The organism is Haloferax sp. ATCC BAA-644 (genome assembly GCF_000336975.1).
Taxonomy (GTDB): Archaea; Halobacteriota; Halobacteria; order Halobacteriales; family Haloferacaceae; genus Haloferax; species Haloferax volcanii.
In genome coordinates this window covers 113,330-126,344 of the sequence record NZ_AOLF01000021.1, presented here as the reverse complement: position 1 = coordinate 126,344, position 13,015 = coordinate 113,330, and the positions used below count along the sequence as shown (strand labels likewise).

The 13,015-nt window shown below is 62.6% G+C and carries 8 protein-coding genes and 1 pseudogene; 4 read left to right on the top strand and 5 right to left on the bottom strand.

Going from position 1 to position 13,015, the window contains the following annotated elements; genetic code table 11:
- Nucleotides 1-1,470 carry a Na+/H+ antiporter NhaC gene (gene nhaC / locus C458_RS09315; protein ID WP_008575164.1) on the bottom strand — a complete coding sequence of 490 codons (1,470 nt, stop codon included), beginning with the start codon at nucleotides 1,468-1,470 and terminating at the stop codon, nucleotides 1-3.
- A gap of 373 nt (nucleotides 1,471-1,843) precedes the next feature.
- Here nhaC and C458_RS09310 point away from each other — a divergent pair, with 373 nt between their 5' ends.
- From C458_RS09310 to C458_RS09300, 3 genes and pseudogenes are all read left to right on the top strand, one after another.
- Entirely contained in the window at nucleotides 1,844-2,647 is an 804-nt protein-coding gene (locus tag C458_RS09310; protein ID WP_008575163.1) for an IclR family transcriptional regulator, read from the top strand.
- A 236-nt stretch (nucleotides 2,648-2,883) separates the two neighbouring features.
- The gene (locus C458_RS09305; protein WP_008575161.1) at nucleotides 2,884-4,209 is read left to right on the top strand and encodes an aspartate aminotransferase family protein; all 1,326 of its coding nucleotides are present in this window, start codon (nucleotides 2,884-2,886) and stop codon (nucleotides 4,207-4,209) included.
- 363 nt (nucleotides 4,210-4,572) lie between these two features.
- Nucleotides 4,573-6,673: pseudogene (locus C458_RS09300) on the top strand (beta-glucosidase family protein).
- 455 nt (nucleotides 6,674-7,128) lie between these two features.
- On the opposite strand, the gene C458_RS09295 reads toward C458_RS09300, so the two are convergent.
- On the bottom strand, nucleotides 7,129-8,763 hold the full coding sequence (locus tag C458_RS09295) for a histidine kinase N-terminal 7TM domain-containing protein (RefSeq protein WP_081603252.1): 1,635 nt from the start codon (nucleotides 8,761-8,763) through the stop codon (nucleotides 7,129-7,131).
- Nucleotides 8,764-9,094: 331 nt separating this feature from the next.
- Between C458_RS09295 and C458_RS09290 the strand changes: the two genes are divergently transcribed.
- Nucleotides 9,095-9,895: a UbiA family prenyltransferase gene (locus C458_RS09290; protein WP_008577931.1), complete on the top strand. Its 801-nt coding sequence runs from the start codon at nucleotides 9,095-9,097 to the stop codon at nucleotides 9,893-9,895.
- Nucleotides 9,896-9,922: 27 nt separating this feature from the next.
- On the opposite strand, the gene C458_RS09285 is transcribed toward C458_RS09290, so the two are convergent.
- From C458_RS09285 to C458_RS09275, 3 genes are read right to left on the bottom strand one after another with little or no spacing between them, the layout of a single operon-like run.
- Nucleotides 9,923-11,065 (bottom strand): ABC transporter permease, encoded by a 1,143-nt coding sequence (locus tag C458_RS09285; RefSeq protein ID WP_008575158.1) that lies wholly within the window; start codon nucleotides 11,063-11,065, stop codon nucleotides 9,923-9,925.
- A complete protein-coding gene (locus tag C458_RS09280) occupies nucleotides 11,062-11,739 on the bottom strand; it encodes an ABC transporter ATP-binding protein (protein WP_008575157.1) in 678 nt (225 codons plus the stop codon). The genes C458_RS09285 and C458_RS09280 overlap by 4 nt, the downstream gene beginning before the upstream one ends.
- Before the next feature lies 1 nt (nucleotide 11,740).
- The gene (locus C458_RS09275; protein ID WP_008575156.1) at nucleotides 11,741-12,898 is read right to left on the bottom strand and encodes a hypothetical protein; all 1,158 of its coding nucleotides are present in this window, start codon (nucleotides 12,896-12,898) and stop codon (nucleotides 11,741-11,743) included.
- Nucleotides 12,899-13,015 lie beyond the last annotated feature (117 nt).

Below are 13,015 nucleotides of genomic sequence, written 5' to 3'. Positions count from 1 at the left end.
TCAGTCGTCGGTCGACGAAGGCGAGCCGCGACGGTCGCCGGCGTTCCCGGGGGCTTCGCCCGGCTGGTAGGTAATCTGCCACCCGGTCACACCCATGAGGAGTAAGACGAGCGGCGACAGCAGGCCGAAGAAGTAGTACGGCGCGTACTCGAGGGTACCGACGCCGAGCGTGCCGGCCATGAACAGCGCCCCGCTATTCCACGGGATGAGCGCGCTCGTCGTCGTGCCCGCGGACTCGATAGCCCGCGAGAGGTTCTCGCTTTGGAGTCCCTGTTCTTCGTAGAGGTTCCTGAGCGTGATGCCGGGGACGACGATGCTGATGTACTGCTCGGCAGCGAGGACGTTCATCGACACCGCGGAGATGGCGGTCACGCCGGTGAGACTCGCGACACCGCGGCTCAGCCGGCCGAGGTGGTGTGCGAGCACGGCGAGGATGCCGGCGCGTTCGAGCATCCCGCCGAGCGACAGCGCCGCGATGGCGATGGTGACCACCCACGCGCCGCCGATCATCCCGCCGCTGGCCAACAGGCCGTCGACGAGTTCCATCCCGGTCGACGGCGAGGTTCCCGACTGCGCGATGGACCACACGGCCCCGAACGCGGTTCCCTGCATCACGACCGACGTGAGTGCGCCCGCGAACACGCCCGCGCCAAGCGTCGGCAACGCGGGCACGCCGTAGAGCGCGAGGCCGAACGTGACGACGAGCGGGGCGAAAGTGAGCGCCGATATCGCGTACGACCCGGTGAGCGCGCCCTGTATCTCGGTGATGCGGCCCACCGGAATGTTCCCGGAGGCTTGGACGCCGAGGACCGCGTACAACACGACGGCGATGCCGAACGCGACGAGCGAGCTGTCGCGCATGGCGTTGACGTGGTCGAACAGGTCGGTGTTCGTGACGGCGGCCGCGAGGTTCGTCGTGTCCGACAGCGGCGACTGTTTGTCGCCCATGTACGCCCCCGAGAGGATGGCCCCCGCGGTCATCGGGGCCGGAATCCCCAACCCAGCGCCGATGCCGATAAACGAGACGCCGAGCGTGCCGGCGGCCGTCCACGACGACCCGATTGCGAACGTGACGATTGACGCGAGCACCGCCGTGATGGGCAGGAAAATCGTCGGCGTCAGCAGGTCGAGGCCGTAGTACATCAGGCTCGGAATCGTCCCCGCGGCGACCCACGTCGCGATGAGCGCGTAGACGACGAACATGATGAGGATGACCTGAATCCCCATGTGGAGGCTGTCGGTGATGCCGTCGTAGAGCTCCGCCCAGGAGATGCCCAGCCAGTACCGACTGAACAACCCGGTGAAGCTGATGCCCCAAAACAGGGGGAACTGCGGGTCGAGGCCGTAGACGACGATGCCGACGCCGAGGAAGACGAGCATCCCGAAGACGGGGACCAACGCTTCGAGCAGCGAGGGTCGCTCGTCGGCGTCGAGTTCCTCGTACAGGCGGGGCTCGAACGCTAACCCCATCGTGACACCTCCACCGGTCGCCGTCCGTCGCCCGCCCGCCCCGTCGGGGGTCCGCGGCCGAGACCGACCGAGACCGGACCGGCGCGGTCGGCGCGTGCCGTCGGTCCGCGTTCACCGACCGTCGTTGGAAGCCGATACGTGCGCGCTCGCACCCGGTCCACCGCGGGCGCATCCCGGCGGCGGCCAGATGGTTGACAGTCCATACCACTCGAACAATCATGAATGTCCCATATAAATTTTTATTTGGAGATTTTCTCAGTGAATGTTTGAGAAAGTCAAACAAGATTGCGGCGAGAGCAGACAAACGGGGTTTCCAGTCGAATCGGAGTTTGATATAACAGAACTAATAGCACTCCACCGAGTTCGGAGTCGTATGGACGACAGTCGCCCCGCGGACGGCCCGCGTCGAATCAAATCCGTACAGACGGCGAGCGAGATTCTGGCCGCGATACAGCGGCGGTCCGACCCGACGTTCAGCGACGTCTGCGACGAACTCGACGCCTCGAAGGGGACCGTCCACACCTATCTCGCGACGCTCGAAGCGGAGGGACTCGTGGCGAAGGTCGACGGCCGCTACCGTCTCGGCCTCCGACTGGTCACGATGGGCGAAACCGTGCGCAACGAGACGCCGCTGTACCGCGCGGGACAGGTCGAGGTGGACAAACTCGCCGAGACGACCAGCGAGTACGTCCACCTGACGGTCGTCTCCCGCGGCAAGGAGGTGACCATCTACGAGAGTCGCGGCGACAACGCGGTCGCGACCGACTACCACCTGCGGATGCGCGAGGCCCCGCAGTACCTCCATTGTACGGCGACCGGAAAGGCGATGCTCGGCCACTTCGACGACGACCGCGTCCGCGACATCATCGACGACCAGGGGCTCGTCGAACAGACCGACAACACCATCTCCGACGCCGACCGCCTGTTCGACGAACTCGAGGGGATTCGCGAGCGGGGCTACGCGGTCAACGACGAAGAGGAGCTTCGCGGCATGCGCTCTATCGGTGCACCGATTCGCGGCGTCGACGGCGACGTCTGCGGGGCGGTGAGCGTCACCGCGCCGACGAGCCGACTCTCCGGGGACCGCTTTCGCTCGGAAATCCCCGAACTCGTGATGCAGGCGGCGAACATCATCGAGGTGAACCTCGAAACGACCACGTTCGACCCATCCCGGTGAGCCGGACTTTGACGATTCCAAACGCCGCGCGACTCCGGCGCACCGCACGAAGAGCGCCCTCGGCGCGAACCGCCGCCGATTCGCGACCTGCGACGCGTTCGCACGCGCCGACATAGTTCGTTATTATCAAACTAATTCCTCGGTTAATCAGACATTCGGTTACTTAGGGGCAGTTTCTAAGATGTTACTCATTTTTCTAGGTAGTTTTATGGTACATTGTCCACCAGCGTGTTCGTATGGATCGAGACTCAGTCGAGCCGACCGTCACGTCGCTCCCGGGGCCGAAGGCCTCAGAGTGGGTCGAGTATCACCAGTCGACCGCCGCGACGAGCACGTACGTCTACGAGTTCGTGTGGGACATCACCAAAGACGCCGTCGGGCCGTTCTGTACCGACCCAGACGGCAACGTGTTGCTGGACTTCACGAGCCACGTCGCGGCCGCGCCGCTCGGTTACAACAACCCCGAACTGCGGTCCCGCCTCGACGACCTCGACCTCGTCGACCCGATGAAAATCGCGGGCCAGGACTTCTACGTGAGCACCGGCGGGTCGCCCGAGACGGCGTCGCTACCCGGACCGGCCCATCTCATGGACCGCCTGACCGACCTCACCGACCACTACGGCCTCGACACAGTGTTCCTGTCGAACTCCGGGGCCGAAGCGGTCGAAAACGCCATCAAAATCTGTTACGACGCCTGCGAGACTCCGAAGTACGGCATCACCTTCGACGGGGCGTTCCACGGCCGCACTCTCGGCGCGCTCTCGCTCAACCGCTCGAAGTCCGTCCACCGCCGCAAGTTCCCCGAAGTGAGCGGTATCCACGACGTGCCGTACTCGATGGCGGGCCTCGAAACGCTGCGCGACAAACTCGACGATACCCACGGTCACCTTCCCGCCGACCAGGTCGCGTTCCTCATCCTCGAACCCGTTCAGGGCGAAGGCGGCTACCACGTCCCGAGCGAGGCGTTCATGCGCGAAGTACAGGCCATCTGCGACGAACACGACATCCCCGTCATCGCCGACGAGATTCAGTCCGGCGTGGGTCGGACCGGCGAGCTGTGGGCCTCGGACCACTACGACCTCGAACCGGATGTCATCACCAGCGCGAAGGCGCTTCGGGTCGGCGCGACGGTGGCGAACGAAGCGCTGTTCCCCGACACCGAAGCGCGACTGTCATCGACGTGGGGTGCGGGCGACATCCTCGCGTCGATTCAGGGTACGCTGACGCTCGACATCATTCAGGAACAGGACCTCATGGCGAACGCGACGGAGAAGGGCACGCGGTTCCGCGCGGACCTCTCTCGGCTCGCCGAGCGGACCCCCTGTCTCACTGACGTGCGTGGCCTCGGGCTGATGACTGCCGTCGAATTCGATACCAAGGACCGTCGCGACGAGGTCCTCGAGGCCGCGCTGTCCGAGGGGCTTCTCACGCTCGGCTGCGGTAAGCGGTCGCTTCGCCTCCTGCCGCCGCTCGACGTGACCGACCGCGAACTCGACCTCGCACTCGAATGCCTCGAAACCGCCCTCGACAGCGTCGCGACTCACCGCGTCAGGTCGACCTGAATAGATTTCGCGGTGCTGATGACCTGCCCGGTGACGTCCTCTTCGAGATACCGGCCGGTTCGTCGACTCGACGGCCCGCAGATCCCGATAGCCGCCGCTGGCGCGCGCTCAGTCGGGGCGATGGACGTTCCCACCCCGTGACATCCTTAGAAATACTAGTAATACGAATATGATGTCGATGGGATGGCTCTCCCGGCCGAACGGGAGACAGCGGTGCTTCAAGGCGAGACTCCGCAGTTCTCCTTCCGGTCGTTCGAGTGCGGTGTCCGGTTTCGGCCCGAAATCCGGGACGGCGAACCGACGGGTAATACTAGTCACATTTCCAATCGTTTTATGGGCGTTTGCCGGCACTCGACCACAGGGATGGAAACCGCCGAAGCCGACGTTGAGACGGTAGTCGACGAACTCACGCTCGAAGAGAAAATCCAGCTCGTCCACGGCGCGGTCGACCCGGACGGAACGGCGACGGGCTACCTCCCCGGCGTCGACCGACTCGGAATTCCGGAGCTCAGGCTGGCCGACGGACCGCTCGGCGTCCGCGTCAACGGCGCGCCCGCCACGCTGTTTCCCGCGTCGATCGCCCTCGCGGCGACGTTCGACCCGAATCTCGCGCGCGAGCAGGGGACCGCCATGGGGCGCGAGGCGAACGCCCGCGACCAAGACGCGCTGCTCGGTCCCGGGCTCAACCTCATTCGGGTGCCGCACTGCGGACGGAACTTCGAATACTACTCCGAAGACCCCGTTCTCACGGCCGCGTTCGCCGGGGCGGCCGTCGAGGGTATCCAGTCGGCCGATGTCATCGCGACCCCGAAACACTACGTCGCCAACAACCAAGAGACACACCGAGCGTCGGTGAACGTGAGCGTCAGCGAGCGTGCGCTCAGGGAGTGTTACCTCCCCGGGTTCAAAGCGGCCGTCGACGCCGGTGCCGGGTCGGTCATGACCGCCTACAACAGCGTCAACGACTCGTTCATGAGAGAACCGCCCGCTCGTCACTGACGTGCTGAAAGGCGAGTGGGGCTTCGACGGCTACGTCGTCTCCGACTGGTTCGGAGCCGTCAGCACAGTCGAGTCGGCCAACGGGGGGCTGGATCTCGAAATGCCGGGCGTCACCCGCGACGAACTCTGGGAGATGTTCGACCTCGAACCCCCCGAAGACGACGATGACGCCGTCTTCGGCGAGACCGAGGACGTTTCCGATGGAATGCCGGACATGACTAACACCGGCAACTTCGGCGGCCCGCTCCGCGAGGCCGTCGAACGCGGGGATGTTCCGCACGCGCGACTGGACGACATGGTCACGCGGATACTCCGGCAGATGAGGCGCATCGGCGTGCTCGGTGGCGGCCGTGCGGCATCGCCACCCGAGGACGACGGCCACCGAGAACTCGCAGAGACCATCGCCGCTCGCGGGACGGTCCTCTTGGAGAACGACGGCACACTCCCGCTCGCGGACGACGCGGACGTTGCGGTCATCGGCCCCGGCGTCGAGGAGATTTCGACGGGCGGCGGGTCCTCGGAGATGGACGCGCTCCACGAAGTCCCGACGGCGACGGGAATCGGCGCGCGCGCGACGGGCAGCGTCACCGTCGAGCGCGGCGTCCCGCCCATCGAGAAAGTCTCGTTCTTCGGCGGCGACGACGAGGACGAAGACCAGCGACCGGACCCCACACTCGACGATGCGGTCTCGGCGGCGGCGGACGCCGATGTCGCCGTCGTCGTCGTCGAGGACGCCGCCGCCGAGGCGGTCGACCGCGACGACCTCACGCTCCCCGGCGGGCAAGACGAACTCGTCGAAGACGTGTCGGCGGTCAACGACAACACCGTCGTCGTCGTCCAGTCGAGCGGCCCCGTCGAACTCCCGTGGCGCGACGACGTGAGCGCGGTTCTGGAGTCGTGGTACCCCGGACAGGCCGACGGCGACGCGCTCGCGGCCGTCCTGTTCGGTGACGCCGACCCATCGGGACGGCTCCCGGTCACCTTCGCGAACGAGGAAGACTACCCGGTGACCGACGACGCGACGTTCCCGGGAATCGACGGCGAGGTGCAGTACGACGAAGACCTGCTCGTCGGCTACCGGCACTTCGACGCGACCGAGGCTGACCCCGTCTATCCGTTCGGCTACGGGCTGTCCTACGCGGCGTTCGAATACCGCGGCGCGGAACTCGTCGACGAGCGCCGCGTCGAAGTCACGGTCGAAAACGTCTCCGACCGGACGGGTCGCGAGGTGGTGCAGGCGTACGTCCGGCCCTCGAACGCGAGCGACGACCGGCCCGTCCGCGAACTCGGCGGCTTCGAAGCCGTTTCGATTCCGGCCGGTGAGACGGCGACCGTCGACGTCGACCTCGACGACCTCGCGTTCTCGGAGTACGACGAGACCGCGGGCTGGACCGCGCTCGAAGGGCCGTTCACCATCGAAATCTGTCGGTCGGCGCGAGACGTCGAGTTCGAACTGACGCTGTAAGCGGCCGAGCGCCGTCGCCCCTCACAGCGTGGAGGACAGGTATGAAGGAACAGAACTACGCTGGCATCGAGCTCCGGTCACAGATTTTACATCGCCCCGACCGGAGAGTCGCGTATAGTTCAAACATAACTAACCGGGGGAAAATAACTGAACCGAGAATGATAATTTCTCAAACACATCTCGGGTCGAGGGTCAGAATTAAATTCCATTTTAAAAATATTAATTTAATACTTTATAGGAATTTTGGGGCCAGTATGAACTATGTTAGACAATATATAAGCAGTAAGAGAAAATTCGATAGTTCTTCTAAGAAAAACACTCAATCTAGATTGGTATTCTAATAGTTATTATACAGATATAGTAGTTCAAAAAAGTGCAATATTATTTCGGTCGTGACCGGTCTCTCCCAAACGACTGTGGGGCTCCGTTGGAGACGCGGGAGTCGCAGGGAGTTGCTAAACGTCAGGGGTCGAGTCCGGTCGATTCAGTGTGATTCGAACTTCCGTTCCGGAATCGGAGACCTGCACACTGAGCGTCCCGTTCGAGCGGGAGACGATCCAGTACACCAACCACAGACCGATACCGGACCCGTGTTCGAGGTCCGTCTCTTCGCCGGCTTCTAACACGGCGAATTCGGATGGCGGTAACCCCGGTCCGTTGTCCTCGACGATAATCGTCGCGTCCGCCGGGGACACGTCGGTTGTGACGCGCACAGCAATCGGCTCCTCGCCGGAGTGGTGAGAGATCGCGTTCTCGATTAACTCGGTGAGTGCGAGGTCAAACCGAGGGTGTGCGTCGAGTACGACGTCGTCGACAGCGAACGAGACACAGCTCAACAGCTCGGCCGGCATGTTCTGTTTGACCTTGGCTAGATACTCTTCGAGCGGGCGCTGGTCCGTTTCGGCGTACGACAGCACGGTCTCGATCTTCCGCGCTTTCGCCGCTTGGTCAACGACTTTCATCGAACGCGTGTGAATGCGGTCCGCCGACCGCGCGGTCTCGCCGTTCGTTGAGTCTCGGATAATCGCCGCAAACCCCGCGATTACGTTGAGGTCGTTCCGAATGTTATGCCGGAAGATACGCGAGAGAACTTGCTTGAGCAGATCTAACTCCTCTTCGCGCTCCTTGAGCGCCGTAATATCGCTCAGCACGACGATTTTCCCGGTCACGCCCCGACCGTAGACGATTTCGGATGCTTCGATGGAAAATATCCGCGTGCCGCCGTCCAGTTCTAATTTGATGACGCCGGTGTCTTGTTCGTCCGAAGACACGGCGGATTCGGAGATGAGTTGTTCGATTTTGGTCCCGATGACACTCTGATCAGACAGTTGGCTCCCGGCCCGGTTCGCATCCACGATGTGCCCGGAAGAGCCAATCACGAAGATGGGGTCCGTAATCTCATCAAACGTCTGTTCGCGAGCGACGGGAACGAACTTCAGCAACCCGTGTTCTCGAATCGAATACGCGAAAAAGAGTCCGGAAAACGAGTACAAGACCGACGTGGGATCGAAATAGATCGGAACGACCCCCGCGACCTTAACCATCGTCGAGCCGACGAGCATCGAAAACACGACCAAGAGGTACACGGTTTGTCGGCGCTGTGTGCCGTTCGTCCGGAGCAGTTCGCCGACGAACATGCCCGCAGCCAGAAACACGAGGAGGTAGCCATAGACCTGCGTCACGAGAACTTTCAGCGGGCCGTCGAACACTGGGAAGTGTAACACCCCATCGGCGGTCACGTAGTATGCAGTTGTAAAGACCAACTCGTACGGGTTAATCCAAGAGAGAACGAATAACACTGCGAGTGGGCTGAACAACGCAGCAACGACGGTTGACGGGACCGTTTGTTTGAAAACGAACTCGTACGCGAGTAAGAAGAACGTCACTGCGGCAGCCGGAATCGACACCCAGAAGAAATTTGCGACCGCTAACGTGAGACCCGGGTCCGGGATAAGTGTGAACGTCGCGAACAATAGTGCCCAGAGACCTCCAGTGGCCATCGATAAGATAAACCAGATGACTCCTGGTTTGTCACGTTCCTTCCAGAGAAGACAGCAGTTCACGACGGATGGAATCACCCCAAGATACATCAGCGCTATGGAGATTTCGAGGGTGAGCCATCGGTCAAACACCGTATTCTATACCAGTAGATGGGAGCTAATTATTCTTTTTGGAATTATGTAATATAGTCCACAGATTTGCACCAGAGACGCATATCTAGTAACGGAACTGAAAGAAACGGGTACCGACGGTGCGTGAACGGCACGACGGCCGAGTTGTCGTTTCGGTCGTGAGTCGCTGACCAAACAAGTATAGTACGAGCAGCGAGGTAGGTCTGAGAGATGACCGGGACGGATTACGCTCCGCGGCGTCAACACCGTATCTACCGCAACGCCTTCCCTCAAGGAGGTGCATACTGAGATGAGAGTCGCGGATATGCGATTCCTGTTTTTCCAGTTGAACATCTGGTTGTGCTTGCTCTCTGCCGCGATGGTTGCAATCACGGGTGTCGCGTTGGGAGTTGCTCCCCTCTCAGTTGGGGGAGGGCTGCTGCTCGCACCGCTCCTGTTCTATTTCATATATGTCGAAGACCGACGAGCGGTGACAGCCGAAGACGAGGTGAATCAGCCGTATCGGACGAAGCTCGTGCGACAGTACCAGACGGAGCTACTCGTGACGGAGCTACTCGCGCTGCTCGGCTACGAGCTCGTGGTCTGTCTGCTGGTGTTTCAGACGGGGACAGCAAACGTCAGCGACCTACTCTTTGCGCAGGTTCCCCTCGTCGTCCTCGGAAGCTACGGCTGGCTGAAGCGCTATCCGACGCTCGACTCTATCGGCGTCGGGTTTACCTGGGCGTTTGTGGCCGTGTTTTCGGTCGTTGCAGCAACGCCACAACCGTATTCGCTCGATGGAGTGACCGTTTTCGCCGGCTGGTTTCTTATCACCGCGGCCGGCGTCGAGTCCCGCAACATCCAAGATATCACCGGGGACTCACAGGCGAATAAAACCACGCTCGCAGGGTATTTAGGGCCCAACGCGGCGTCGCTTCTGGTTCGACTGCTCAAAGCGGGAGGGGTGGTCGTGTTCTGGGTTGTCGCCGGGGCGTTCGCTGCCGGGCTTGTTCTCTGTTATCTACTCGTGCTCTCGTTGTTCCGCCGGCTCACGCGACTGCACAAGGGTGGCCCGGCTTCGGAGACGACACAGAAACCCGCCGGCGGCTGAGGGCCGCGGCGTTCCCACGGGAGTGAGTCAGCCTCTCAATGCGTCGACCGGCCGGTCATTCGCCGCTTTCCACGCGGGATAGACCCCACTGAGGACGCTCGCAACGACGGCGAACCCGAACCCGTACACCAGATACTGCGCACTGCTCCACTGGAGCGCTCCGAGCGGGTCTCCAGTAATCATCTGGAAGATGACGAGCCCCGCCGCAAGCGAAAGGGTCGCACCGACGAGCCCGCCGAGTGTGCCCATCAGGGCGGCCTCCGTCAGAATCATCCGCAGCACTTCGGAGCGGCGGATGCCGACGGCGCGGAGGACGCCGATTTCCCCGCGGCGTTCGACCGTGCTCATCAGCATCACGTTGAGGATGGCGACGCTCGCGACGACGAGCGAGATGCCGCCGATGGCCAGCAAGGCGAGCGACAGCGTCTCCAAGAACCCGCCGACTTGGCCGGCGTTCCCGAACGTGTTGATGCTGAGTTCCTCTTCGTCTTCGGTGTTGAAGTACTGATTCAGTTCCCCGCCGATTTCGGTCGCGGTCGAGCTATCCTCGGCGACGACCGTCACGGTGTTGTAGTGGTTCTGGTCGGAGAGGCCGGACTCGGGTAACACCAGTTCACCGCCGCCGAAGCCGAACGCGTTTTCTTCCTCGATGAGCCCCTGTACGCGGTACAGTTGGCCGTCGTACTCGACGGGGTCACCCTCCTCAATCCCGAGTGTCGTGGCGGTGCTGTTGCTGAGGAGGGCGCCGCTCAACAGCCGGGAGGGTGCTTCGCCGGACGTGAGGTTGTACAGCGCTGCCGCGTTCGTCACCCCGGTGACGCTTACCCTCACCTCCCGTCCGTTTCGTGAAGAGATCGTCGTCGAGTTCGTCTTCTGGGGGACGACCTCCGCGTCGGTCACCAGATTCCGTATCGTGTCGACCTGGTCGTCGGTCACCCCGTCCGTGTCGCTGTCCTGACCGGACGTTATCGATACCTCGTTGCCGATACTTCCCAACTGCGACGTCGCCTGCTGTTGAATCGCAGCCGTCGCCATTCCGAGCGAACAGATCGAGACGACGCCGATGATGATGCCGAGCGCGGCTAACATCGTCCGCAGTTTGTTCCGGCCGAGGTTCCGCCACGCCATCTGGACGCTGGGGAAGCGCCAGAGGAAATCGACGACGCTCATCGTCCGGAGACCTCCGTCACGACGCCGTCGACGAGTCGGACGGTGCTGTCGGTGTATTCGAGCATCTGTTCGTCGTGGGTGACCGCGACAATCGCAACGTTCTCGTCTTCTTTCAACCGAGTCAGCTCGGTCAGAATCGTCTCGCCGGTGTCTTGGTCGAGGTTCCCCGTCGGCTCGTCGGCGAGGAGGATATCCGGCTCGTTGATGAGCGCCCGCGCGATGGCGACGCGCTGTCGCTGCCCGCCCGAGAGCTGGTCGGGAGTGTGATTGAGTCGGTCACCGAGCCCCACCCGCTGGAGGAGGTCCTCGGCGCGGTCGTGCCGGTCGACCGAGGTGTCCCACATCGAGGGGAGTTCGACGTTCTCGGTCGCGGTCAGCATCGGCAGCAGGTGGAAGTCCTGAAACACGAACCCGATACCGGACCGACGCTCTTCTGTCAGTTCGTCCTCAGAGAAGTCGGTCACGTTACGGCCGTCGAGATGGACCGTCCCCTCTGTCGGCGTGTCGAGCAGCCCGATCATGTTCAGCATGGTACTTTTCCCGGACCCAGACGGGCCGATGATGGTCACCATCTCACCGCGGTCGGCGCGAAAGTCGACGTGGTCGAGCGCGGCGATGACCTCCTCGCCGTTCTGATACCGTTTCACGACGTCAGCGAGTTCAATGACACTCATGCTAGTGCTGGCGCCAGCGATAGATGCCGACCCCACCGAGCACGACGACCACCAGCACGCCCCCGATAACGGGTAACGGAAGCTGGGAACCGCCTGACGATGACTCATTGGAGCCCGGACCCTGCTCGGACTGGGGACCGGCGGCGACAGGCGCGGCACCACTGGAATCGAGTGGCACCTCCTGTGTCGTCGTCACGCGGTCGCCGTCGACGATGTAGGACACCTCGATGGGAACGGTCGTCGGCTCGCCGCTGAGCTCCGCGGTCACGTCGAACGTGGCGAACTCGCTCGCCTCCACGCGCCCGACGAAGTAGCCGCCGGACGGCGAACCGTGGGTGACGTTTGCCGTCTCCTCGACAGTCAGCAAGACCGAGCTCGCGTCCGTGTTCCCGACGTTCGCGGCGTCGCCTTGTATCGTCACGGAGCCGGCGCTTCGCGTGGTCTCGATGCTCGTCAGTTGAATCTCTCCGGGGACGGAGTCGTCGTCTATCTCCTCCGACAGCGTGGTCGTGAACGTCTCTCCGTCGACGGCGTACGTCGCAGTGAACAACACGACCCGGTCGCTCATATCGGCGGTGTCGAACACGACAGAGCGGTTCGTGTCCGGGTCGAGATTCGCGGTGTACCGCTGGGCAATCTGGGAACCGTTTACTGACGCGGTGATTTCGACGTTCGAGAGGTTCGTATTCCCGTAGTTGGTCAACTCCACGTTGACGGTGTCGTTCGTCTGTTCGCCCACCGAGAGGCCGGCCCGCACGTCTCGTTCTTCGACCGTCACGATGACCGGGTACTCGACGTTGATGACGTTCCCGTTTTCGTGGCGGCCGGAGACGTGGACTTTGAGCTGTTTTTCCCCTGCGCTCGAGAACGTGGTGGACAGTGGCACGTCGACGGACCCACCCGGTCCGAGCGTTCCGAGGTTGTTCGCTTCAGCGACGATGCCGCCGCCCGACCGGAGCGTGACCTCTCTAAGGTCGACGCCGCCGGAGCTACTCTCGAAGTTCGAAACGGTCGCCCTGACCGTGACCGATTCACCGACGTACGGCTCGCGCGGCTCGACCGTCGTCGAGTTGACCACGATTTGGCCCGACTGTGCGCTCACCGCCGGGAGGCTCGCGACGAGTACGCTCGTAACGGCAACCAGCGCGACTGTCGCCACGACAGCGAGTCGAGCGCCGCGTTTAGCTGTCATACGTCGGCCCCGGATGTCACACTCGATACACTGCCGCAGTCGGTTCGTTCTCGAATCCGAACCGGTCGTGTAATCGGTGTCTGC

Excerpts from the sequence above, each read along its gene's own strand:
- C458_RS09280 (WP_008575157.1), bottom strand. The coding sequence starts at position 11,739 with ATGAGTGTCATTGAACTCGCTGACGTCGTGAAACGGTATCAGAACGGC.
- C458_RS09295 (WP_081603252.1), bottom strand. The coding sequence starts at position 8,763 with ATGTATCTTGGGGTGATTCCATCCGTCGTGAACTGCTGTCTTCTCTGG.
- C458_RS09310 (WP_008575163.1), top strand. The coding sequence starts at position 1,844 with ATGGACGACAGTCGCCCCGCGGACGGCCCGCGTCGAATCAAATCCGTA.
- nhaC (WP_008575164.1), bottom strand. The coding sequence starts at position 1,470 with ATGGGGTTAGCGTTCGAGCCCCGCCTGTACGAGGAACTCGACGCCGAC.
- C458_RS09305 (WP_008575161.1), top strand. The coding sequence starts at position 2,884 with ATGGATCGAGACTCAGTCGAGCCGACCGTCACGTCGCTCCCGGGGCCG.
- C458_RS09285 (WP_008575158.1), bottom strand. The coding sequence starts at position 11,065 with ATGAGCGTCGTCGATTTCCTCTGGCGCTTCCCCAGCGTCCAGATGGCG.
- C458_RS09290 (WP_008577931.1), top strand. The coding sequence starts at position 9,095 with ATGAGAGTCGCGGATATGCGATTCCTGTTTTTCCAGTTGAACATCTGG.